Origin of the sequence: Paucibacter sp. KBW04, from assembly GCF_003852425.1 — a bacterium.
Taxonomy (GTDB): Bacteria; Pseudomonadota; Gammaproteobacteria; order Burkholderiales; family Burkholderiaceae_C; genus Paucibacter_A.
The window spans coordinates 420394-445740 of sequence record NZ_QAJN01000010.1; the positions used below are offsets into that span (position 1 = coordinate 420394).

The 25347-nt window shown below is 63.7% G+C and carries 10 protein-coding genes; 9 read left to right on the forward strand and 1 reads right to left on the reverse strand.

Annotated features, from left to right (window positions below):
- Positions 1 to 4: 4 nt before the first annotated feature.
- Positions 5 to 2197: a methylmalonyl-CoA mutase gene (gene scpA / locus DBR47_RS13845; RefSeq protein WP_124450955.1), complete on the reverse strand. Its 2193-nt coding sequence runs from the start codon at positions 2195 to 2197 to the stop codon at positions 5 to 7.
- A gap of 111 nt (positions 2198 to 2308) precedes the next feature.
- Between scpA and DBR47_RS13850 the strand changes: the two genes are divergently transcribed.
- The 9 genes from DBR47_RS13850 (at position 2309) to rfbH (ending at position 25292) form a co-directional block, all read left to right on the forward strand.
- The gene (locus DBR47_RS13850) at positions 2309 to 2986 is read left to right on the forward strand and encodes a GntR family transcriptional regulator (RefSeq protein ID WP_124450957.1); all 678 of its coding nucleotides are present in this window, start codon (positions 2309 to 2311) and stop codon (positions 2984 to 2986) included.
- 480 nt (positions 2987 to 3466) lie between these two features.
- Complete coding sequence (locus DBR47_RS13855) at positions 3467 to 14431, forward strand: hypothetical protein (protein ID WP_124450959.1); 10965 nt, start codon at positions 3467 to 3469, stop codon at positions 14429 to 14431.
- An 80-nt stretch (positions 14432 to 14511) separates the two neighbouring features.
- On the forward strand, positions 14512 to 18948 hold the full coding sequence (locus DBR47_RS13860; RefSeq protein WP_124450961.1) for a hypothetical protein: 4437 nt from the start codon (positions 14512 to 14514) through the stop codon (positions 18946 to 18948).
- 188 nt (positions 18949 to 19136) lie between these two features.
- A complete protein-coding gene (locus tag DBR47_RS13865; RefSeq protein ID WP_124450963.1) occupies positions 19137 to 20072 on the forward strand; it encodes a glycosyltransferase family 2 protein in 936 nt (311 codons plus the stop codon).
- 17 nt (positions 20073 to 20089) lie between these two features.
- A complete protein-coding gene (locus DBR47_RS13870) occupies positions 20090 to 20959 on the forward strand; it encodes a hypothetical protein (protein ID WP_124450966.1) in 870 nt (289 codons plus the stop codon).
- A gap of 92 nt (positions 20960 to 21051) precedes the next feature.
- Complete coding sequence (locus tag DBR47_RS13875) at positions 21052 to 22056, forward strand: FAD-binding oxidoreductase (protein ID WP_197047061.1); 1005 nt, start codon at positions 21052 to 21054, stop codon at positions 22054 to 22056.
- Positions 22057 to 22093: 37 nt separating this feature from the next.
- On the forward strand, positions 22094 to 22867 hold the full coding sequence (rfbF, locus tag DBR47_RS13880) for a glucose-1-phosphate cytidylyltransferase (protein ID WP_124450968.1): 774 nt from the start codon (positions 22094 to 22096) through the stop codon (positions 22865 to 22867).
- Positions 22858 to 23940, forward strand: coding sequence for a CDP-glucose 4,6-dehydratase (rfbG, locus tag DBR47_RS13885; protein WP_197047062.1), 1083 nt, complete (start codon positions 22858 to 22860; stop codon positions 23938 to 23940). Before rfbF ends, rfbG begins: the two co-directional genes overlap by 10 nt.
- Positions 23937 to 25292 (forward strand): lipopolysaccharide biosynthesis protein RfbH, encoded by a 1356-nt coding sequence (gene rfbH, locus DBR47_RS13890; protein WP_124450970.1) that lies wholly within the window; start codon positions 23937 to 23939, stop codon positions 25290 to 25292. The genes rfbG and rfbH overlap by 4 nt, the downstream gene beginning before the upstream one ends.
- The last annotated feature ends 55 nt before the right edge of the window (positions 25293 to 25347 follow it).

Sequence of the window (25347 nt, forward strand, 5' to 3'; positions counted from 1 at the left end):
GGCTTCAGGCCACGGCCTTGCGAATCTGCTCCAGCACATCCTTGGCGCTGGCCGGAATGGGGGTGCCGGGGCCGTAAATGCCTTTGACGCCGGACTCGTACAAGAAGTCATAGTCCTGGGCCGGAATCACCCCGCCGACGAAGACGATGATGTCGTCTGCGCCCTGGGCCTTCAGCGCCTGGATGATGGCCGGCACCAGGGTCTTGTGGCCTGCCGCCAGCGTGGAGATGCCCACCGCATGGACGTCGTTCTCAATCGCCTGGCGGGCGCATTCCTCGGGGGTCTGGAACAAGGGGCCGATGTCCACATCAAAGCCCAAGTCAGCATAGGCCGTGGCCACCACCTTGGCGCCGCGGTCATGGCCGTCCTGGCCCAGCTTGGCCACCATCACACGGGGGCGGCGGCCTTGGGCGGCGGCGAACTCGCGGATCTCTTCTTGCAGCTTGGCCCAGCCTTCGGCCGAGTCATAAGCGGCGGCGTAGACGCCGCTGACCTTTTGGGTGTCGGCGCGATGGCGGCCAAACGCCACTTCCAGCGCATCGCTGATCTCACCCACGGTGGCGCGCAAGCGGGTGGCCTTGATGGCCAGGTCCAGCAGATTGCCCTGGCCGGACTTGCCCGCCTCGGTCAAGGCCGCCAGCGCCGCCTGCACCGCGGCGGCATCGCGCGTGGCGCGGATCTGCTTGAGGCGCTTGATCTGGCCATCGCGCACCTTGACGTTGTCCACGTCCAGAATCTCGATGGGGTCTTCCTTGGCCAACTTGTACTTGTTGACGCCAACGATCACGTCCTTGCCGGAGTCGATGCGAGCCTGCTTCTCGGCCGCGCTGGCCTCGATCTTGAGCTTGGCCCAGCCGCTATCCACCGCCTTGACCATGCCGCCCATGGCCTCCACCTCTTCGATGATGGCCCAGGCCTTGTCGGCCATATCCTGGGTGAGCGACTCCATCATGTAGCTGCCGGCCCAGGGGTCGATCACATTGGTGATGTGGGTCTCTTCCTGAATGATGAGCTGGGTATTGCGGGCGATGCGGGAGGAGAACTCGGTGGGCAGGGCGATCGCCTCGTCCAGCGAATTGGTGTGCAGCGATTGCGTGCCGCCGAAGACCGCAGCCATGGCCTCGATGGTAGTGCGAACGACGTTGTTGTACGGGTCTTGCTCGGTCAGCGACCAGCCCGAGGTTTGGCTGTGAGTGCGCAGCATTAGGCTCTTGGGGTTCTTGGCATCAAAGCCCTTCATGATGCGGCACCAGAGCAGGCGGGCCGCCCGCATCTTGGCGATCTCCAGATAGAAATTCATGCCCACCGCCCAGAAGAAGGACAGGCGGCCGGCAAACTCATCCACATCCATGCCCTTGGCGATCGCGGTCTTCACATACTCCTTGCCATCGGCCAGGGTGAAGGCAAGCTCCAGCGCCTGGTTGGCACCCGCCTCCTGCATGTGATAGCCCGAGATCGAGATCGAGTTGAACTTGGGCATGTTCTGCGCCGTGTACTCGATGATGTCCCCGATGATCTTCATCGAGGGCTCGGGCGGGTAGATATAGGTGTTGCGGACCATGAACTCCTTGAGGATGTCGTTCTGGATGGTGCCGCTCAATTTGTCTTGCGAGACGCCCTGCTCTTCCGCCGCCACCACATAGCCGGCCAAGACCGGCAGCACGGCGCCATTCATCGTCATGCTGACGCTGACCTTGTCCAGCGGAATTTCATTGAAGAGGATCTTCATATCCTCCACCGAGTCGATTGCCACCCCCGCCTTGCCCACATCGCCGGTCACGCGCGGATGGTCGCTGTCATAGCCTCGGTGGGTGGCCAGGTCGAAAGCCACCGACACGCCCTGCCCGCCGGCCGCCAAGGCCTTGCGATAGAAGGCATTGCTGTCCTCGGCGGTGGAGAAACCCGCGTACTGGCGGATGGTCCAGGGCCGCACCGCATACATGGTGGCCTGCGGGCCGCGCAGATAAGGGGCGAAGCCGGGCAAGGTGTCGGCATGGGGCAGGTCTGCCGTATCGGCCGCGGTGTACAGCGGCTTGACGACCAAGCCTTCGGGCGTTTGCCAGTTCAAGGCCGAGACATCGCCACCCGGCGCCGATTTGGCGGCAGCCTTTTGCCATTGCTCAAGACTTACCGAGGGGAACTCGGGCGCCGCCTTGGCCTGGGACTCGGGAGATGTAGGACGCTTGGAATCAGACATGAAAGGCTCCGGTCGCCCGACAAAACCGTCGAGCTATCATTCATAATTATAAATTCAATAATGACGTCACTCTGACACAGGCCGGACCAACCGGTAGCACCCGACCTCCCGATGAGCAGCCCCGCCCCCAAAGCCAGCCTCGCCCCCCGCGCGCTTTATCAAGAAGTGGCGGAGCGCCTGCGCGCGCAAATCTTCAATCGCGACTTGGAGCCGGGCAGTTGGATCGATGAGTTAAAGATCTGCCAAGAACTGGGCATCAGCCGCACGCCCTTGCGCGAGGCCCTCAAAGTACTGGCGGCCGAAGGCCTGGTGACCATGAAGGTAAGGAGAGGTGCTTATGTAACCGAGATGTCCGAGCAAGACGTGCGCGAAGCCTATCAATTGCTGGCCCTGCTGGAAAGCGATGCCGCCGCGCGCGTCTGTGAGCTGGCCAGCGAGTCGCAAATGCAGGAATTGCAGGATTTGCATCAAGACCTGGTGGCACAAACCGCCAAGCACGAAGCCTTTTTTGCGAGCAACGAACGCTTCCATCTGCGCATTTTGGAGATCGAAGGCAATCGCTGGCGCCAGCAAATCGTCACCGATCTGCGCCGGGTGATGAAGCTCAATCGCCACCACTCCTTGTTCAAGCAAGGTCGGATTCAGGACTCTTTGGCCGAACACGAGGCCTTGATCGCCGCACTGACGCGACGCGACGCCCAGGCCGCCTCCGAATTGATGCGCAATCATTTCCAGAACGGCCTGAACGCGAGTATTCCGGCACAAGCCCAGTCCCGTTTAGGGAGCTGACCCACGCATTTCGCCGGGAGGCGAAGGACGAAGCAAGGGCGGCGATGCCTACAAAGTCGCCCGCAGTGTCTCGCCCGCGCGACCAAGCTCGGGCGCCGAGCTAATGAATTCGCTCATCGGCCTCAAAAGCGTGAACTGAAGCCCAGATTGCAGGTTTTTGTTGGCTTCACTTAGACAGAAGCCCACCTACAGTCAAGTCCCATGAATGAGTTATTGCGCCCGCACTCCGCCAAGTCTCGCCGGACGAGAAAGCGCTCGAGCTAAGCACGATGGACTCAAGTTCAAGCCCAAGCAACCGAAATCCGAGCAATGGCAATCGGTAATCGATCGCCGTATGCATTCACCTCTTTGTCTGGGTCATATGAGGTTACCAAGTTTGAACTCGGGCAGTACGCCCGGGTTTGATTGACTGACATGACCAAGACATCCGTATCACTTCGCGCCTATGGGCGCCATTGCCCATAGCCAAGGGAGCTCCAGATGGCATCTCTGATCTCGAACCTAAGCACCGACCAAATCGCTGGCCTGTCCACTGCCACCTTGGCGAGACTGAACAGCGAGGACTGGGCGGCTTTCTCGAGCGACCAGTTCCAAGCGCTAACCACGCTTCAGTTTGCTTCGCTGGGCTCCCGTGCGGTCTCCATGTTCACGACCAGCAATATTGCTGCGATCGAGAGCGATGATTTGCGGGCCCTCAGCACCACCGCATTCCGCACCTTCAACTCCGAACAGCTGAATTCACTGGGTTCGGATCAGTTTTCTGCGATCACGACACAGCAAGTCGGCGCACTCAACTCCAGCCAGCTGCGCAATCTCGAGTCCGATGACTTGAACGCCCTGGCCAGCGATCAAATTCGAGCGCTGAGTACCGCGCAAATCGGCGCGATTTCGACCTCCTTGATCAGCTCCATGGCCTCGGACGATGTCCAGGCCCTGCGATCCGAGCAGATCAGAGGGCTGAACTCCTCGCAGGTGGGCGCCCTCTCCACCGACGCCATCGCCGCCCTGCAAACTCAACAGGCCGCCGCCTTGACCAGCAGTCAGGCCGCGGCCTTGAGTTCTGATCAGACCACCGCCCTGCACACCGACACGATCAACGCACTCAGCACGACCGCGATTCGTGCCCTGGGCACCGATCAGGTGGCCGCCCTGAGCTCGGACCAGGTCGCAGCGCTGAGCACCCAGCAACTTGCAAGTGCCAGCACCCAACAAATCGCGCAACTCGCCAGCGAAGACCTGGCTGCGCTGAACTCCACCCAGATTCGCGCCTTCACCACGGCCCAGATTGCGGCCTTGAACACCGATCAGCTGGCCGGTTTGGGCAGCGAGGATGTGCAAGCACTTTCCACCGCCCAGGTGCGTGCGCTCAACTCCAGCCAACTCGGCGCCTTGAGCAGCGACTCCATCGAGGCCATGAGTTCGCAGCAGATCGCAGCCCTGAACTCGGTCCAGGTCCAAGGCCTGAACACCGATCAGATGGCCGCCATCAGCTCGGACGATATCCGCGCCCTTGGCACCGCAGCCCTGCGCGCCTTGTCGACCGATCAATTTGCCGCGCTGCAATCGGATCAGATCGGCGCCCTGAGCAGCGCCCAGGTCATTGCCATGACCACGGCCCAAGTCGCTTCTCTGGCCAGCGATGACCTGAATGCCTTCAACAGCGCCCAGATCCGGGCCATGGGTACCGCTCAGGTGGCGGCGCTGACCAGCGACCAGGTCAGCACCATGGCCAGCGACGATGTGCAGGCACTCAGCTCCACACAGCTGCAAGCCCTGAACTCCACCCAGGTGGGCGCTTTGTCCACCGACAGCATCGAGGCCTTGAGCTCCAACCAGGTCGCTGCGCTGAGCTCGCGCCAGGTCCAGGGCCTGAGCACGGACCAAATGGCCGCGATCGAAACGGCCGACCTGAAGGCCATGAGCAGCGGCGCCCTGCGCTCGCTCAGCACCGATCAGTTCGCCGCGCTGAACTCCGACCAAGTCGGCGCGCTCACCAGCAGCCAAGTCGGCGCCCTGACCACGGCCCAAGTGGCCGCCATGGCCACCGATGACCTGAATGCCTTCAACAGCGCGCAGATCCGCGCCCTGGGCACGGCCCAAGTCGCCGCCCTGACCAGCGACCAAGTGGCCGCCATGGCCAGCGATGATGTGCAGGCCCTCAGCTCGGTCCAGTTGCAAGCGCTGAACTCCAACCAGTTCGGCGCTCTGTCGACCGACGGTATTGCTGCCCTGGGCTCCAGCCAAGTCGCTGCACTCAGCTCCAAGCAAGTTCAGGGCATGAGCACCGATCAAATGGTGGCCCTTGAATCCAGTGATCTGAAGGCCTTGTCGACGGCCGCCCTGCGTTCCCTGAATACCGAGCAGTTTGCGGCCCTGCAATCCGACCAAGTCGGCGCCTTGAGCTCGACCCAGGTCAGTGCCTTGACCACGGCCCAGGTGGCCGCCATGGCCAGCGACGATCTGAACGCCTTCAACAGCGCCCAGATCCGCGCTCTGACCACCGCCCAGATCGCCGCCTTGACATCCGATCAGGTCGCCGCCATGGCCACCGACGATGTGCAAGCCATCAGCAGCACCCAGCTGCAAGCGCTCAACTCCGTCCAGGTGGGGGCCCTGTCGACCGACAGCATTGCCGCCCTGACCTCCAACCAAGTCGGCGCCTTGAACTCCGTGCAAGTCAAGGGCCTGAGCACCGATCAGATGGCCGCCATCGAGTCCAATGACTTGAAGGCCATGTCCACCAGCGCCCTGCGCGCCCTGGGCACCGACCAATTTGAAGCCCTCAACTCCGAGCAAGTCGCCGCCCTGACGACCAGCCAGGTCGGCTCCCTGACCACCGCCCAAGTCGAGGCCCTGGCCAGCGATGATCTGAATGCCTTCAACAGCGCTCAGATTCGCGCCCTCAGCACCGCGCAAATCGGCGCACTGACCAGCTCGCAGGTCGGTGCGATGGACACCGACGATGTGCAAGCCCTGAGCTCCGTTCAGCTGCAAGCGATGAACTCGGTGCAAGTTGGCGCGCTGAGCACAGACAGCATCGTGGCCCTGAGTTCGAGCCAGGTTGGCGCGCTGAGTTCCAAGCAAGTGCAAGGCCTGAGCACCGACCAGATGGCCGCCATCGAGTCCAATGACTTGAAGGCCCTCTCCACGGCCGCCCTGCGCTCCCTGGGCACCGACCAATTTGCGGCGCTGCAGTCTGATCAGATCGGCGCCCTGAGCACCTCTCAGGTCGGCGCCTTGACCACGGCCCAAGTGGCCGCCATGGCCACCGACGACCTCAATGCCTTTGGCAGCGGCCAGATGCGTGCGTTGAGCACCAGCCAGATCGCCGCCCTGACCAGCGATCAAGTTGCCGCCCTGGACACCGAGGGCGTCCAGGCTCTCAGCTCCAACCAGTTGCAAGCCCTGAACTCCAACCAGTTTGGCGCCCTCGGCACCGATGCGATTGCCGCCCTCAGCTCGGCCCAAGTGGGCGCCCTGAGCTCCAAGCAAGTCCAGGGCCTGAGCACCGACCAGATGGCCGCCATCGAGTCCGATGACATCAAGGCCCTGTCCACCGCCGCCCTGCGCTCCCTCAGCACCGATCAATTCGGCGCGCTGGAGTCCGACCAGGTCGGCGCCCTGAGCAGCAACCAAGTCGTCGCACTGACCACCGGTCAGATCGCGGCCCTGGCCAGCGACGACCTGAACGCCTTCAACAGCGCGCAGATCCGCGCCCTGAGCAGTACACAGCTCGCTGCCCTTGGCACCGCTCAAATTGCTGCCATGGAGAGCGCCGACATCCAGGCCCTCAGCAGCAACCAGATCCAAGCCCTCAGCTCGGACCAGATCGGCGCGCTCTCGACCGACAATATCGTCGCCCTGACCTCGAATCAGATCGGTGCGCTGACCTCGCGCCAAGTCCAGGGCCTGAGCACCGACCAGATCGCCGCAATTGAAACCAACGATCTGCGCTCGCTCACCACCGTCGGCCTGAAGTCGCTGGGCACCCAGCAGACCGACGCCTTGCTGTCCGATCAAATCGCGGCCCTGACCACCTCGCAGGTCAACGCCCTGACCACCGCCCAGCTCTCAACGCTGAGTAGCGACAGCCTGAACGCCTTCAACAGCAGCCAGATCCGCGCCCTGAGCACGGCCCAGCTGGTGGCCCTGAGCACCTCGCAAGTGGCCGCCATGGCCAGCGACGATGTGCAAGCCCTGGCCTCCAACCAGGTCCAAGCCCTGCACTCCGACCAAGTCGGCGCCCTGTCCACCGACAGCATTGCCGCCCTGAGCTCCAGCCAAGTGGCTGCACTGACCTCGGTGCAGGTCAAGGGTCTGGGCACGGAGCAAATGGCCGCCATCGAAACCGGCGACCTCAAGGCCCTGTCCACCGCCGCCCTGCGTGCCCTGGACAGCAGCCAGCTCGATGCCCTGAACTCGCTGCAGATCGCCGCCCTGAGCACGGCCCAAGTCGCCGCCCTGACGAGCACCCAGGTCAGCCAGCTCTCGACCGATGACGTCAACGCCCTGACCAGCGGCCAGCTGCGTGCGCTCACCAGCGCTCAGCTCGTGGCCCTGAGCAGCGACCAACTAGAGGCCCTGGACTCGACCCAGATCGCTGCCTTGGCCAGCAACCAGGTCGCCGCCCTGACCAGCACCCAGATCAGCCAGCTCGGCAGCGATGACCTCAATGCCCTGACCAGCAACCAAATCAATGCCCTGACCACGGCCCAAGTCGCCGCGCTGGCGACCTCGCAGCTCGCCGCCATGGCCACGGAAGATGTGCAAGCCCTGAACTCGCGTCAGATCCAGGCCCTGAACTCGGATCAAGTCGGCGCCCTGTCCTCGGACGGCATCGTCGCCCTGAGCTCCGCTCAGATCGGCGCGCTGACCTCGGTGCAGGTCAAGGGCCTGGGCACGGACCAGATGGCCGCCATCGAGTCCAACGACTTGAAGGCCATGTCCACCGCCGCCTTGCGTGCGCTGGACAGCAGTCAACTCGACGCCCTGGACTCGAACCAGATCGCCGCGCTGAACACCAACCAGATCGCCGCACTGAACACGCTGCAGATCAGCCAGCTGAGCACCGATGATCTGAACGCCTTCACCAGCGCCCAGATCCGTGCCCTCAGCACTGCCCAAATGGCAGCGCTGAGCACCTCGCAAGTCGCAGCCTTGGCGACCGACGATGTGCAAGCCATCAGTTCCGTCCAGCTGCGAGCCCTGGACTCTGCCCAGGTCGGCGCCCTGTCCTCCGACGGCATCGAAGCCCTGAGCTCCAGCCAGCTCGGCGCGCTCACCTCGACGCAAGTCAAGGGCCTGAGCACGGATCAGATGGCAGCCATCGAGTCGGCCGACCTGAAGGCCCTGTCCACCGCCGCCCTGCGCGCCCTGGACAGCAGCCAGCTCGACGCCCTGAACTCGCAACAAATCGCGGCCCTCAGTACCGTCCAAGTGGCGTCCTTGAGCAGCTTGCAGATCAGTCAGCTCTCCAGCGACGACCTGAACGCATTCGAGAGTGCGCAGATCCGTGCCCTGGGCACGGCCCAGGTGGCCGCGCTGAGCAGCGACCAAGTCTCCACCCTGACGACCGAGGACGTGCAGGCCCTCAGCTCCACCCAGGTGCAGGCCCTGAACTCGGCCCAGGTCGGCGCCCTGTCCTCGGACGGCATCGCCGCCATGAGCTCGGCCCAGATCGGCGCGCTGAACTCGGTGCAGGTCAAGGGCTTGGGCACGGACCAGATGGCCGCCATCGAGTCGAATGACTTGAAGGCCCTGTCCACCGCCGCCCTGCGGGCCCTGGACAGCAGCCAGCTCGACGCCCTGGACTCGACCCAGATCGCCGCCCTGAACACCAATCAGGTCGCCGCGCTGAACACGCTGCAGATCAGCCAGCTCTCGACCGATGATTTGAGCGCCTTCACCAGCGCCCAGATCCGCGCCCTGGGTACCGCCCAGGTGGCGGCGCTGACCAGCGAGCAGATTGGGTCCCTGGCCACCGACGCTGTGCAAGCCCTCAGCTCTACTCAGCTCCGAGCCTTGGATTCGAGCCAGGTCGGCGCCCTGTCATCCGACGGCATCGAAGCCCTGAGCTCCAGCCAAGTCGGCGCCCTGACCTCGGTGCAGGTCAAGGGCCTGGGCACGGATCAGATGGCGGCCTTTGAATCGGCCGACCTGAAGGCCCTGTCCACCGCCGCCCTGCGTGCTCTGGACAGCAGCCAGCTCGACGCGCTGAACTCGCAGCAAATCAGCGCACTGAACACCAACCAGGTTGCCGCGCTGAGCACCTTGCAGATCAGCCAGCTCTCCAGCGATGACCTGAACGCACTCGAGAGCGTGCAGATTCGGGCCCTGAGCACGGCCCAGGTGGCCGCGCTGAGCAGCGACCAAGTCTCCACCCTGACGACCGAGGACGTGCAGGCTCTCAGCTCCACCCAGGTCCAAGCCCTGAAGTCGGACCAGGTCGGCGCCCTGTCCTCGGACGGCATCGCCGCCATGAGCTCCAGCCAGATTGCTGCCCTGAACTCGGTGCAGGTCAAGGGTCTGGGCACGGATCAGATGGCCGCCATCGAGTCGAATGACTTGAAGGCCTTGTCCACCGCCGCCCTGCGTACCTTGGACAGCAACCAACTCAACGCCCTGGATTCGCTGCAGATCGCCGCCCTGAGCAGCACCCAAGTTGCAGCCCTGACGACGGCTCAAATCAGCCAGCTGGCCACCGACGATTTCAGCGCGCTGACCAGCAACCAGCTGCGCGCCCTGACGACTACTCAGATCACCGCCCTGGGCAGCGACCAACTAGAGGCCCTGGACTCGACCCAGATCGCCGCCTTGGCCAGCAACCAGGTCGCAGCCCTGACCAGCACCCAGGTCAGCCAGCTGAGCAGCGATGACCTCAATGCCCTGACCAGCGCACAGATCGTGGCCCTGAGCACCGGCCAAATTGCTGCCCTGAGCACCAGCCAAGTCAGCACCATGGCCACCGAGGATGTACAGGCCCTGAACTCGCGTCAGATCCAGGCCCTGCACTCCGACCAAGTCGGCGCCCTGTCCACCGACAGCATTGCCGCCCTGAGCTCTAGCCAAGTGGCTGCGCTGACCTCGGTGCAGGTCAAGGGCCTGGGCACGGAGCAAATGGCCGCCATCGAAACCGGCGACCTCAAGGCCCTGTCCACCGCCGCCCTGCGTGCCCTGGACAGCAGCCAGCTCGATGCCTTGAACTCGCTGCAGATCGCCGCCCTGAGCACGGCCCAAGTCGCCGCCCTGACGAGCACCCAGGTCAGCCAGCTCTCGACCGATGACGTCAACGCCCTGACCAGCGGCCAGCTGCGTGCGCTCACCAGCGCTCAGCTCGTGGCCCTGAGCAGCGACCAACTAGAGGCCCTGGACTCGACCCAGATCGCCGCCTTGGCCAGCAACCAGGTCGCCGCCCTGACCAGCACCCAGATCAGCCAGCTCAGCAGCGATGACCTCAATGCCCTGACCAGCAATCAAATCAATGCCCTGACCACGGCCCAAGTCGCCGCGCTGGCGACCTCGCAGCTCGCCGCCATGGCCACGGAGGATGTGCAAGCCCTGAACTCGCGTCAGATCCAGGCCCTGGGCTCGGATCAAGTCGGCGCCCTGTCCTCGGACGGCATCGTCGCCCTGAGCTCCGCTCAGGTCGGCGCGCTGACCTCGGTGCAGGTCAAGGGCCTGGGCACGGACCAGATGGCCGCCATCGAGTCCAACGACTTGAAGGCCATGTCGACCGCCGCCCTGCGCGCCCTGGACAGCAGCCAGCTCGACGCCCTGGACTCGAACCAGATCGCCGCGCTGAACACCAACCAGATCGCCGCACTGAACACGCTGCAGATCAGCCAGCTGAGCACCGATGATCTGAACGCCTTCACCAGCGCCCAGATCCGCGCCCTGAGCAGCGCCCAAGTGGCGGCATTGGCAACAGCCCAAGTCGCCTCCCTGGCCACCGACGATGTGCAAGCCCTCAGCTCCACTCAGATTCAAGCCTTGAATTCGAGCCAGGTCGGCGCCCTGTCCTCCGACGGCATCGAGGCCCTGAGCTCCACCCAAGTCGGCGCGCTGACCTCGGTGCAAGTCAAGGGTCTGGGCACGGATCAGATGGCCGCCATCGAGTCGAACGACTTGAAGGCCCTGTCCACCGCCGCCCTGCGCGCCCTGGACAGCAGCCAGCTCGACGCCCTGAACTCGCAACAGATCGGTGCCCTCAGCACGGCCCAGGTGGCTTCCTTGAGCACCTTGCAGATCAGCCAGCTCTCCAGCGATGACCTGAACGCTTTTGACAGCGCCCAGATTCGTGCCCTGGGCACGGCCCAGGTGGCCGCGCTGAGCAGCGACCAAGTTTCTACCCTGACGACCGAGGACGTGCAAGCCCTCAGCTCCACCCAGGTGCAGGCCCTGAACTCGGTCCAAGTCGGCGCCCTGTCCTCGGACGGCATCGCCGCCATGAGCTCCAGCCAGATCGGCGCGCTGAATTCGGTGCAGGTCAAGGGCTTGGGCACGGACCAGATGGCCGCCATCGAGTCGAACGACTTGAAGGCCCTGTCCACCGCCGCCCTGCGCGCCCTGGACAGCAGCCAGCTCGACGCCCTGGACTCGACCCAGATTGCCGCCCTGAACACCAACCAAGTCGCCGCGCTGAACACGCTGCAGATCAGCCAGCTCTCGACCGACGATGTGAACGCCCTCACCAGCGCTCAGATCAAGAGCATGACGACGGCTCAGGTCGCGGCGCTGGGCAGTGATCAGCTCGACGCGCTCGACTCGACGCAGATCGGCGCGCTGACCAGCGTGCAGGTTGCCGCGCTGACGACCAGCCAGGTCAGCCAGCTGAGCACCGATGATCTGAACGCCTTCGACAGCAACCAGATCCGCGCCCTCGGCACGGCCCAGGTGGCGGCGCTGACGAGCGACCAGGTCGCGGCCATGGCCACGAACGATGTGCAGGCCCTCAGCTCCACCCAGGTGCAAGCCCTGAACTCGGCCCAGATCGGCGCCTTGTCCAGCGACAGCATCGAGGCCCTCAACTCCACCCAAGTCGGCGCGCTGAGCTCGGTGCAGGTCAAGGGTCTGGGCACGGATCAGATGGCCGCCATCGAGTCCAACGACTTGAAGGCCCTGTCCACCGCCGCCCTGCGCGCCCTGGACAGCAGCCAGCTCGACGCGCTGGATTCGCTGCAGATCGCCGCCCTGACCAGCGTCCAAGTGGCCGCCTTCAACACGCTGCAGATCAGCCAGTTGTCCACCGATGATTTGAATGCCTTCACCAGCAATCAGATCCGCGCCCTGGGCACAACCCAGCTCGCCGCCCTGGCCACAGACCAGGTGGCTGCGATGGCCACGGACGATGTGCAAGCCCTGGCGACCCACCAATTGCAGGCCTTCAGCTCGGCCCAGCTGGGCGCCCTGTCCACCGACAGCATCGAAGCCCTGAGCTCAGCCCAGGTCGGCGCGCTGACCTCGGTACAAGTCACGGGCTTGGGCAGCGATCAGATGGCGGCCATCGAGTCGAATGACCTGAGGAGTCTGAGCACCGCCGCCCTGCGGGCCCTGGACAGTGCACAGATCGACGCACTGAACTCTCAGCAAATCGGCGCTCTGAGCACCTTGCAGATCGCCGCGCTGAGCACGCTGCAGATCAGCCAGCTGTCTACCGACGACTTGAACGCCTTCGACAGCAGCCAGATCCGCGCCCTGGGCACCGCTCAAGTGGCGGCCCTGGCCAGCGCGCAAGTGGCCGATATGACGACGGACGATGTGCAGGCGCTGAGCAGCATCCAGCTGCAGGCCTTCAACTCGACCCAGCTCGGCGCCCTCTCGACCGACGCTATCGAGGCGCTCAACACCAGCCATTTCGCCAGCCTCAACTCGGTCCAGGTCAATGGCCTGAGCAGTGATCAGATGGCCGCCATCGAGACCGCCGACCTGCGCGCCCTCAGCACGCTGGCCCTGCGTTCACTCGACAGCAGCCAGCTCGACGCCCTGGACTCGCTGCAGTTCGCTGCCCTGAGCACCCTGCAAGTGGCGGCGCTGACGACGCTGCAGGTCAGCCAGCTCTCGACGGACGATTTGTTCGCCCTGACCAGCAATCAGGTCGCGGCCTTGAGCTCGGCCCAGTTGGTGGCCTTGACGACGGATCAGCTGACCGGCTTCGGCACCGAAGACATCGCGGCCATCAGCACGGTCAATCTGGGCGCCTTCGGCTCCTCGGACTTCGAGGCATTTAGCTCGGATCAGCTCCACGCCCTGAGTTCCTCGCAATGGTCTGCGGTGAGCAGCGCCCAGATCATCGGCATCGAGACGGATGACATCGCCGCCATCTCGACCGCGGGTCTGCATGCGCTGAGCACCATGGCCCTGCAAGCCATGAGCACGGGCCAGATCGAAGCCCTGGAATCCGAACAGGTCGCGGCACTGAGCACGGCCCAGATCCGCGCCCTGGACACGGACCAGATCCAAGCCCTGCAAACCGAGGACATCGCTGCGCTGGACACGATGCATATCGCGGCCTTGAGCTCGGCACACTTTGCCGCCTTCACGACCGACCAGATGATGGCCTTGGCCTCGGAGGACATCAAGGCGCTGAACTCGATCCAGATCGACGGGCTGTCGACCCAACAGCTGTCGGTGCTGACCTCGGATCAGATGGTGGGCTGGGAGACCCAGGACATCGCCAGCTTGAGCATGGAGCAGGCCTTAACCTTCACCTCGGATCAAACCGTCGGCTTCAGCAATGCCCAGTTGGACGCCTTGTTCGCCGCCACTCCCATCGTGCTGGATCTGGATGGCAATGGCATCCAGACGCTGGCGGCTTCGCAAGGGGTGAACTTCGACCTCAACGGCACCGGCAACGCCCAGAAGTGGGGCTGGGTGGGCGGCAACGACGGCCTGCTGGCCCTGGATCGCAACGGCGACGGCAAGATCAACAACGGCACCGAGTTGTTTGGCTCCGGCACCGTGCTGGCCAACGGCCACCGCGCCGCCGACGGCTTCGCGGCTCTGAACACCCTGGACAGCAACCACGACGGCAAGATCGACGCCGGCGACACGCAGTTCAAGGAGCTCAAGGTCTGGGTCGATGCCAACCACGACGGCAAGACCGATGTGGGCGAGCTGGTGGGCTTGGTGGACTTGGGCATCTCTCATCTCAACCTCAGCGCCACCGCGGGCACCGAGATGAATAACGGCAATCTCTTGGGACTGGTGTCGAGCTACACAAGCACCGACGGCAGCAGCCACGCGATGACCGATGTCTGGTTCACCAAGGATGTGTCGCAACATCCGCAGGTTCAGCTCGACGATGTCTTGGCCCAACCGGCAAGCAATCTGCTGGGCGGCGGCGCGACGACGGCAACGCCGACGACGCCAAGCCAAGCGCATACGGAGATGGTGATCTTGAAACCCAAGCAAGACGAGGAGGCGAATAACCCGCCACCACTGCTGTAAACCAAGCCGGGGGCCTTGTGCCCCCGTTCTTACTTGCAGCAGGCGTCATCAAAGCAGCGACGCGCTAACGGCACATCGTCATGGCCAGCAATATTCCCAACCTCAGCCTCGAAGAAATCGCCAACCTCAGCACCGCACAGATTGCGGCGTTGAAAGTGAGCGACTGGGCGGCGTTCTCCCCTGCGCAGATGGGAGCGCTGACCACGCTGCAGATGGCCTCGCTGACCGGGCGCACCCTGAACCTGATGGCGGCAGGCCCGCTCTACGCCGTAGAGGCTCAGGACATACGGGCCATCAGCACGACGACGCTGCGGGGCATCAGCACGGCCGCCTTGAGCGAGTTCACCGCCGAGCAAATCGGCGCGCTGACCACCACCCAGGTCAGCTCGCTGAGCGTGGCGCGCCTGCGCGGGCTCAGCAGCGAGCAGTTCAGTGCACTGGACCTTGAACAAACCTCCTCGCTGACCCTGGCCCAGGTGCGGGGGCTGACGACCAACCAGATCAGCTTGCTGCAGCCCGATCAGGTCGGTGCCTTCAGCACGCTGGCGATCCGGGTGCTCAGCGGCGCCCAGCTGGGGGCGCTCACGACGGATCAGCTGCCATCTCTGACGGTCGACCAGGTCTCCGTGCTGAAAGGCAGCCAGAGCGCCTCCTTGCATGGCGATCAAATTGGGGCCTTGCACGCCGATACTTTGCAGGCCCTGAACAGCTCGGCCATTCGCGGGCTCAGCTCGACCGCCATCGCCGAGCTCCCCACCTCGGCCCTGCTGGCGCTCTTGCCCAATCAGGTGGCGGCCCTGAACACCATGCAGGTGCGCAGCCTGAACAGTGTGGCTTTTGCCGCCCTGGAGACCGAGGATCTGGCCGCGCTGGGAAGTCATCAGCTGCGCGCCCTGAGTTCCGCCCAGATTGACTCGCTCGCGCTCGAGGACATGCAGGCCCTGGGCACCTATGGCGCTCGTTCCCTGAGCTCCAGCCAGCTGGGCATGCTGCGCGCCGAGCAGATCGACGCACTTGACAGCGCCCAAATCGCCAGCCTGAACTCGCGCCAGCTCGGCGGCTTGAACAGCACCCAGGTGGCGGCCCTGACGGCCGAAGACATCGGCGTGCTCAGCAGCACGGCCCTCGCGGGCCTCAAGACCCAGACCCTGGCCGCCATGGTGGGCGAGCAATTGGCGGGCCTGAACAGCGCGCAGATTCGCACGCTCAGCTCCGCGCAGCTGCGGGCCTTGGACAGCGAGGACTTGCTGGCCCTGAGCGCCGACCAGTTCTCCGCCCTCAATTCCAAGCAGATCCGGGGCCTCAGCTCCGATCAGCTCAGCGTGCTGCAGCAAGAGGACGTGGCCGCACTCAGCAGCCTGGCCATACGCGGTCTGAGCTCCTTGCAATTCGCCGCGCTGAGCGGCGAGCAGTTTGCGGCCTTGACCAGCAACCAGACGCTCTCGCTCAGCAGCTTGCAGCTGCGCGGACTCAATGAAAGCCAGCTCGGCGCGCTGAGCGAGCAAGCCTTGCAGGCGCTGTCCACCCGTGCCATCCAGGGCCTCAGCACCAGCCAGCTTGACGCCATGAGCCCCGACCAGATCACCATGCTGGCGACTAATCAGGTACGTGCGCTGACCAAGCAGCAACTGATCTCACTCAACACCGATGATCTGAACTCGCTGAGCAGCCTGCAATTCGCCGCGCTCAGCTCCACCCAGTTCAGCGCCTTGACCAGCTTGCAGATCGCCAATCTGCAGGGCGAGGATTTCGGCGCCCTGTCCTCCTCGGTCATACGCTCACTGGGTACACAGCAGGTGGCGGCCTTGGATGGCGCCATGCTGCATGCGCTCAGCAGTGCGCAGGCCATGCAACTCACCTCGGCCCAGATTACGGCCCTCAGCGCCGCTCAGCTCGACCTGCTCAGCTCGCAGGCAATCCAGGGGCTGAGTTCGCTTGCCCTGCGCGGACTCAGCACCGATCAGCTCAATGCCTTGGGCGCCGATCAACTGCCCTTGCTGCGCCCCGAGCAATTGGCCGGCCTGAACACGGCCCAGATCCGCAGCCTCAGTGCCGAGGTCTTGAACCTGCTGGAGAGTTCGGCCTTTGCCGCACTCAGTTCCAACCAAATCGCCGCCATCTCTGCCGAGCAGCTCGGCGCCATCGCGCCCGAGCGCATCTCGGGCTTGGGCGCACGCTATATCGCGGCGCTCAGCACCGAGCAGTTTGCGGCGCTCAGCCCGGCCCAGTTGGCGGGTTTGAGCAGCAGCCAGGTCAACGCCTTCACGGTGCGGCAACTGCCAGCCCTGAACTCTGAACAGCTGGCCTCCATCAATAGCGACGCAATTCAAGGCTTGAGCCCCACCGCCCTGCGTTCGCTCAACAGCTTGCAACTCAATGCGCTGGAGGCCGATCAGGTCGCGGCCCTGCTCACCTCGCAAGTAATCGCGCTGAGCAGCGCCCAGCTCAACCATTGGTCGAATGAAGACTTGAATGCGCTGGGCAGCCAGCATTTCGCGGCCCTGAGCGACCGGCAGATCAGTGGTCTCAGCACCTTGCAGATGTCGGGCCTGGAGGCGGCCGACCTGGCCGCCATCGGCACCAAGTCCTTGCTGGCCTTGAACTCTCTGCAACTGGCCGCCCTGGCCCCCGACAATATTGAAGCTCTGAGCACCTTGCAGGTAGCGGCTCTGAGTTCGCGCCAGATCCAGGGCCTCAGCACCGACCAGCTGGACCACCTCAGCGGGGATCAGCTCGCGGCGCTGTCGACCTCGGCCCTGCGCAATTTGAGCACCGCCCAATTTGAATCACTGGACGCCGAGCAGATCAGCCGGCTGACGCCCGCCCAGATGACGGCCTTGCGCTCCAGCCAGCTGGCCGCCATGTCGCCGGATGAATTGACGGCCCTGGACAGTCTACAGTTCTCGATGTTGAGGTCGGACCAGTTGGCCGGCTTGACCACCCAACAGCTGGCAGCGATTGATCTGGGCGATTTGCTAACCCTGGGCACCCAGGTCATTCGCTCGCTCAGCCCGGCCCAAATCGCCAGCTTCAACACCGATCAAATCATCGCCCTGACCAGCTCACAAGTGGCGGCACTGAGCTTCCGCCAGGCCGAGGCGATGCGAACAGACCAGATCGCCGCGCTCGACACCCATCAGGTCGCGGCCTTGAGCAATGTGCAGGTACTGGCCTGGAACAGCAGCCAGATGGCCGCCCTGGATTCCCAGGATCTGGCCGTGCTACCCGCTGGCACGTTTCGGGTGATCGAGGTCGGTGATTTGATGGCCTTCAACACCGACCAGATCCATGCCCTGAACGCGGCACAAATCGCTCAACTCAGCAGCGCCCAGATGGCGGGTTTTGGCTCCGACGATATCGGGGCCTTGTCCGCCGAGGCCTTTGTCAGCCTCAATAGCGCGGCCTTGCGCAGCCTCAGTGCGACCCAGCTCGCCGGGATTGGCGGGGAGCAGGTCGACGCCCTCACCACCCAAGTCATTGCCAGCCTCTCGACCCAGACCCTCCATGGCCTGGGCAGCTCGGCCATCGCCTCGCTGGACACCTTGCAGGTGCACGCACTGAGCACGGCACAGCTGCGCGCCATCAACTCCGACAGCTTTGCGGCCCTGGGCAGTGAAGAGTTGGCCGCCCTGAGCACCTGGCAGGTGAAGGCCTTGAGCACTGAGCAGATCCACGCCATCGGCTCCGACATGGTGCAGGGTTTCGAAACTCAGGACCTGGCGGCCCTGAATATGCAGCAGGCCACGGCCTTCACCACCGATGCCTTGCAGAGCATGACGGGTGAGCAGCTCGATGCGCTCTTCATGGCCACGCCCATCATGTTGAATCTGGACGGGATGGGGCTGTCCACCGTCAGCGCGGCACATGGGGTCGCGTTTGACCTCAACGGCACGGGCAAAACCCAGCAATGGGGTTGGATGGCCGGAGGCAATGGCTTGCTCGCGCGCGACCTCAACGGCGATGGCCAGATCAATTCCGGCACCGAACTATTCGGCAGCGGCACGGTCTTGGCCACGGGTCAGCGCGCGGCCAATGGCTATGAGGCGATGCGCAATCTTGACCTCAACCACGATGGCTTGCTGAATGCAAAGGACGCGGCCTTCGGCGAACTTCGCATCTGGACCGACACCAATCACAACGGCAAGACCGAGGGCGGTGAGCTGAAGTCGCTGGCGGAGCTAGGCATCAGCGAGTTGGACCTGAGCGCCCAAGCCAGCAGCGTCATCGACCACGGCAATCTGGTCGGCCTGGTCTCGAGCTACAAGAGCAGCGACGGCGCCTCTCATGCCATGGGCGATGTCTGGTTTGCCAAAGATGTGCTGACGCCCCAGCAAGCCAAGCCCCAGCTTGCGCTGGAGGATTTGCTGCTGCCCAGTAGCAGCGCCTTGCTGGCCCAGGCGGCAGATCATGGCAGCGCTGCCGACAAGCAGGCAGCGGCCAGCGCGAGCCTGCTGAGCCCTCTGGAGCGCAAATTGCAAGAAGAAGCCCAGCAGCAGCTTGGCGGCCCCTTGCTCTGAACCCGCTGGTCTGCAGGCGACCCGCCTGCTCATAAGCGCCCTGTTCTCGGCCCAAATCCAGCCACCAGGCAATCCTGAGGTCCTTTAGGCTTCAGGCATTCGAATGGGACCGGCTGAGCAGACCGGCAGACGCAGCGCCTGCTGCTGAGAGCTGCCTGCGCAGGCGTCCCGATTGCCAAGGATTCCTGATGGTCGCCACCACCCCCACAGCCAGCCAGCCCAAGGTCAGCATCTTGATCCCGACGCACAAGCGTCCCGACTACCTGCCCCTGGCCCTGCGCAGCGCCCGCACGCAGACCTACGAAAACCTGGAGATCATCATCAGCGACAACAGCGGCGATGACAGCAGCCGCGCGTCCATCGATGATCAGCTCAGGGCCGACCCACGCGTTCAATACCATGTGCAAAACGGCGGCGGTGCCTGGCAAAACTGGCTCAATGCCATGAGCCATGCCAGCGGCGTCTACGTCAATTTCTTGATGGACGACGATCTTTTTCATCCGAAGAAGGTCGAGCGCATGGTGCATTACTTCGAGGCCTACCCCACGGTCGGCCTGGTGACCTCCTTCCGCCAGCTGATCGACGCCGCAGGCAATGAACTGCCCCCCATCAAGGGCACGCGCCAGTTGTTTGAGAACGATAGCGTGGTGCTGGGCCAGTCCATGGGCGAGTTCATCTTGAAGAACGGCATGAATCTGATCGGTGAGCCCACCACGGCCATGTTCAGGCGCGCCGACATCGGCGCCGGCTTCGGTCGCTTCTGCGGCCGGCAGTACGAAATCATGACCGACCTCTCCACCTGGATGGAGCTGATGCATGGCCGGCACTGCGTCTACATCAGCGAGCCCCTGAGCTATTTCCGCCTGCATGGCGGCCAGGATCAGCGCAAAAAGTCGACCGCCCTGAAGTCGAATATGGAGTGGCTGCAACTGCTGATCGACGGCCACAAGCATGGGCGCTACATCGTCGACCCGACGGAGTTCCGCACGATGCTGGCTCAAAAGCTGGGCGCATTGCTGCCCTTTGTGACCGCCAACCACGAGGAAATTCGCGAGGGCGATTACGACGTCGAAGAGATGCTGGGCCAGATTCGCTTCGCCCTGCACCAGCTGCTGCAGTCCTGAACCCGCCGGGCCAAGCCATGAAGACCAGACCCTACATCATCATCACCCCCTCCTACTGTGTCAGCGCCGGCGTGCGGGTGATGCACAGCCTCTGCCATGAACTCAACAGCCTGGGTTTCGACGCCAAATTGCTGATCACCAGCAACCTCTCGCGCAGCCCCGCCGAGATGCTCAACCCGGCGCTGAACACACCCTGCATCAACGGCTACTTCGAGCAAAACTGGGAGGCCATCAACCAGGACGCCATCGTGATCTGCGCCGACGGCTTTCGCGGCCACCCCTTCAATGCCAAGCGGGTGGTGCGTTATGTTCTCGGCAAGGAAATCTTGAGCCCCGAGGACAATCCGAGCGACTACCGCGTCTACTACTCGCGCGCCTTCCCGGCCCAGCGTGCGGGCAAGCATCCGGTGCTCTATCTGACACCCATCGACTTAGGTCGCTTCAATGCCAACAATGTGTTGGAGCGCAGCCAGGACATGCTCTGGCTTGGCAAGGGTGCCAAGTTCTGTACTGAGAAACCCGCCAACTGCGTAGACATCACCTACAGCTGGCCGCCCACCCGTGAGGAGCTGGCCGAAAACCTGCGGCGCACCCGCACCCTCTATTCCTACGACGCGGTCAGCGCCACCAATCTGGAGGCCGTGCTCTGCGGCGCCACCGTCGTGCTCAAACACCTGAGCTATCACGACTGGAGCTGGAGCCGCGCCGATATGGAAGCCATGGAACAAGGCACCGGTGGCTTTGCCTTCGGCGACAGCGACTTTGAGCTGGACCGCGCCGAGCGCACCCGCGCCGAGACCATGGCGCGCATCCGCTTCCACCAGGCCAATTTCAAGGCGCGCCTGCTGGACTTTGTCGAGGCGACCCAGTACCGCTTCCGCGATTGAGGCCAGATTTGCGACGCTGTTCGCGCTTTTGACCTGTCTGGGGCTGGTTAGCATGGCTGCATGCACCAACTGCCCTGCCCCGAGGTCACGCCTTGCCCACCGCTTCTTTGATTCATCTGGCCAATGGCCGCCAGTTTCCCGCCATCGCGGGCAAAAGCCTGCTGGACTGCGCGGCGCAAGCCGGCCTGGTACTGGAACACAGCTGCCGCAACGGCCGCTGCGGGACCTGCAAAACCCGCGTTCTGCAAGGCCAGACCGAGCCCCTGCTGCCCGACCAATCCCTGAGCCCCGAGCAACAGGCCGAGGGCTGGGTCCTCAGCTGCGCCGTGCAGGCGCTGGGCGAAGTCAGCCTGGATGCCGAGGACTTAGGCCCCCTGGCCGAACTCAAGCTGCTGACCCTGCCCGCCCGCATTGACAGCCTGGAGCAGCCCACCCCGGACGTCTTGCGGCTGGTGTTGCGGCTGCCGCCCAATAGCGGTTTCCGGTATTTGGCCGGTCAATACATCAATATCATCGGCCCCCAGGGGATCAAGCGCGCTTACTCCCTGGCGAATGCGCCCAGGGCCGACGGAAAACTGCAGCTACATATCAAGAAAGTGGCCGGGGGCGCCCTCAGCACCTATTGGTTCGAGCAGGCCAAGGTCGGCGATCTGCTGCGCCTGGAAGGCCCACGCGGCAGTTTCTTTTTGCGCGATGTCGCGGGTATGGATTTGTTCTTGCTCGCCACCGGCACCGGTTTCGCGCCGATTTTGGCCCTGCTGGAAGAACTCGCCCAACGGCCGGCCGAGGCCCAGCCGCGCAGTCTCGCGGTCTACTGGGGCGGCCGCCAAGCGCAGGATTTGTACTCGGATTTACCCGCCTTGCCGCCGCACTGCCCGCCCTTGAATTTCGTGCCGGTGCTGTCGCGGGCCGATGAGAGCTGGGGCGGCGAGCGCGGGCATATTCAAGACGCCTTGTTGCGCCGAAACCCCAGCCTCACGAACGCCTGGGTTTTTGCCTGCGGTTCCAATGCGATGATCGCCAGCGCTCAGAAACAATTGCTTGCGGCGGGTTTGTCGGCTCGTCGTTTTTGCTCCGATGCCTTCGTGGCAGCCTGAATATTCCAACCATCAATCCAGCACAAGGTAATTCGCCATGAAAGCAGTGATACTTGCCGGTGGACTCGGTACCCGTTTGAGCGAAGAAACCGCCACCCGCCCGAAACCCATGGTGGAAATCGGCGGCCGGCCCATTCTTTGGCATATCCTCAAACACTATTCCCACCACGGCATCAATGATTTCGTGATCTGCTGCGGTTATAAGGGCGTGGTGATCAAGGAGTTTTTCTCCAACTACTTTCTGCACACCTCGGACGTCACCTTCGACATGCGCTCCAACCGCATGGAAGTGCATCAAAAGCGCGCCGAGCCCTGGAATGTGACCCTGGTGGATACGGGCGACGCGTCCATGACCGGCGGCCGCATCAAGCGGGTGGCCAAGTATGTGGAGCTGGACGAGGCCTTTTGCCTGACCTATGGCGACGGCGTCAGCGATGTGGACATCTCGGCCAGCATCGACTTCCACAAGCGCCACGGCAAAAAAGCCACCCTCACCGCCACTTATCCGCCGGCCCGTTTCGGCGCGCTGGACCTGGACGGCAGCCAGGTCAAGAGCTTCAAGGAAAAGCCTTTTGGTGAAGGCGGCATGATCAATGGCGGCTTCTTCGTGCTCAGCCCCAAGGTGATCGATCTGATCAAGGATGACAACACCATCTGGGAGCGCGAACCCCTGGACACCCTGGCCCATCAAGGCGAGTTGATGGCCTTTGAGCACCAGGGCTTCTGGCAGCCCATGGACACCTTGCGCGACAAAGTCATGCTGGACGAGCTGTGGGCCAGCGGCAAGGCGCCCTGGAAGAAATGGGACTGAAGCCCGCCATGCAGATCAACCCAGACTTCTGGCGCGGCAAGCGAGTCTTGCTGACCGGCCATACCGGTTTCAAGGGCGGCTGGTTAAGCCTGTGGCTGCAATCTCTGGGCGCCCAGGTCAGCGGCCTGGCGCTGACGCCGCCGACCGAACCCAATCTGTTCGAGATCGCCCGCGTGGCCGAAGGCATGGCGCACAGCGCGATTGCCGACATCCGCGACTTTACCGCCGTGCAAGCCCAGTTCCAGGCCTTCCAGCCCGAGATCCTGATCCATCTGGCCGCCCAGCCCCTGGTGCGACTGTCTTACCAACAGCCGGTCGAGACCTATGCCACCAATGTGATGGGCTCGGTCCATGTGCTGGAAGCGGCACGCCTAACGCCGGGGCTGCGCGCCATCGTCAATATCACCACCGACAAGTGCTACGAGAACCGCGAATGGGTCTGGGGCTACCGTGAGGACGAGCCCATGGGTGGTCACGACCCCTACTCCAATAGCAAGGGCTGCGCCGAGCTGGTGGCCAGCGCCTATCGCAAGTCCTTTCTTGCCCACGCCGGCATCGCCATGGCCACGGCCAGGGCCGGCAATGTGATCGGCGGCGGCGACTGGGCGGCCGACCGCCTGGTGCCCGACATCCTGCGCGCGCTGCAGAACGAGCAGCCGGTGCAGATCCGCAACCCCCATGCCATCCGCCCTTGGCAGCATGTGTTGGAGCCGCTGGGCGGCTATTTGCTGCTGGCCCAAGCCTTGTTCGAACAAGGCCAAAGCGTGGCCGAGGCCTGGAACTTCGGCCCCCGCGACGAGGACGCCCGCCCGGTGCAATGGATCGTCGAGCGCCTGTGCGCGCAATGGGGCCAAGGCGCCCGTTGGGAGAACCAAGCCGGCGAACATCCGCACGAAGCCCACTTCCTCAAGCTAGACATTTCCAAGGCCAAGCAGCGCCTACACTGGCAGCCGCGCTGGGACCTGGAATGCGCCCTCCAGCACATCACCCATTGGCATCAAGCCTGGCTGCAAGGCCAGGATATGCGCGCCCTCTGCCTGGCGCAAATCTCAGACTATCAAGCCACGACATGAGCACCACATCCCCCGTCACCTTCCAGCCGCAGCTGGACCAGATCCGCAAAGACATCGCTCAGCTGGTGCAGCAGTACGCGGACATCGCCTACGCGCCCAAGCCCTTTGTGCCCGGCGAGACGGCCGTGCCCGTGTCGGGCAAGGTGCTGGGCGCACAAGAACTCAAGCTGATGGTCGAGGCCTCGCTGGACGGTTGGCTGACCACCGGTCGTTTCAACGCGGCCTTTGAATCCAGGCTGGCGGAATTCCTGGGCGTCAAACATGTGCTGACGGTGAACTCGGGCTCTTCGGCCAATCTGGTGGCCTTCTCCGCCCTGACCTCACCGCGTCTGGGCGAGCGCGCCATCAAGCCGGGTGACGAGGTCATCGGCGTGGCAGCTGGCTTCCCCACCACGGTCAACCCGATTCTGCAGTTCGGCGCCGTGCCGGTGTTTGTGGACGTGGATCTGGCCACCCACAATATCGATGCCAGCCTGATCGAGGCCGCCATCACGCCCAAGACCAAAGCCATCATGCTGGCCCATTCCCTGGGCAATCCCTTCAACCTCGATGTCGTCACCGCCTTGTGCAAGAAGCACAATCTCTGGCTGGTCGAAGACTGCTGCGACGCCCTGGGCGCCACCTACAAAGGCCAGATGGTCGGCAGCTTTGGCGATATCGGCACCCTGAGCTTTTACCCCGCCCATCACATCACCATGGGCGAAGGCGGTGCCGTGTTCACCAATAACAGCGAACTCAAGCTGATTGCCGAGTCCTTCCGCGACTGGGGCCGCGACTGCTACTGCCCGCCCGGCAAGGACAACACCTGCGACAAGCGTTTTTGCTGGAGCAAGAAAGAGCTGGGCGGCGATCTGCCCGATGGCTACGACCACAAATACACCTACAGCCATCTGGGCTACAACCTCAAGATCAGCGATATGCAGGCGGCTTGCGCCCTGGCCCAGATGGACAGGGTGGACGAGTTCATCGCCAAGCGCCGCGCCAATTTCACCTACCTGAAGAATCGCCTGCAGTCTTGCGCCGAGTTCCTGCACCTGCCCGAAGCCACCGAGCATGCCCAGCCCTCCTGGTTCGGCTTCCCGCTCATCGTCAAAGACACGGCCGGTGTGCAGCGCGCCGATCTGATCAATTTCCTGGAGCAGAACAAAATCGGCACCCGCCTGCTGTTCGCCGGCAATCTGACCAAGCAACCCTATATGGCCGGCCGCAATTTCCGCATCAGCGGCGAGTTGCGCAACACCGATGTGGTGATGAACCAGACCTTCTGGCTGGGCACCTTTCCCGCCCTCGGCGAGCCGCAATTGGATTACATCGCCGACAAGCTTGAGACTTTCTTCGGACTCAATTTCTGAGCCCTGCCCTCCACAGAGGAAAGAAAGCAAAAACAGGGCGCTCTTCCCCGCCGTA

Bases quoted from the DNA above. Each gene is read 5' to 3' on its own strand.
- scpA (WP_124450955.1), bottom strand. From the start codon at position 2,197: ATGTCTGATTCCAAGCGTCCTACATCTCCCGAGTCCCAGGCCAAGGCG.
- DBR47_RS13850 (WP_124450957.1), top strand. From the start codon at position 2,309: ATGAGCAGCCCCGCCCCCAAAGCCAGCCTCGCCCCCCGCGCGCTTTAT.
- DBR47_RS13855 (WP_124450959.1), top strand. From the start codon at position 3,467: ATGGCATCTCTGATCTCGAACCTAAGCACCGACCAAATCGCTGGCCTG.
- DBR47_RS13860 (WP_124450961.1), top strand. From the start codon at position 14,512: ATGGCCAGCAATATTCCCAACCTCAGCCTCGAAGAAATCGCCAACCTC.
- DBR47_RS13865 (WP_124450963.1), top strand. From the start codon at position 19,137: ATGGTCGCCACCACCCCCACAGCCAGCCAGCCCAAGGTCAGCATCTTG.
- DBR47_RS13870 (WP_124450966.1), top strand. From the start codon at position 20,090: ATGAAGACCAGACCCTACATCATCATCACCCCCTCCTACTGTGTCAGC.
- rfbF (WP_124450968.1), top strand. From the start codon at position 22,094: ATGAAAGCAGTGATACTTGCCGGTGGACTCGGTACCCGTTTGAGCGAA.
- rfbG (WP_197047062.1), top strand. From the start codon at position 22,858: ATGGGACTGAAGCCCGCCATGCAGATCAACCCAGACTTCTGGCGCGGC.
- rfbH (WP_124450970.1), top strand. From the start codon at position 23,937: ATGAGCACCACATCCCCCGTCACCTTCCAGCCGCAGCTGGACCAGATC.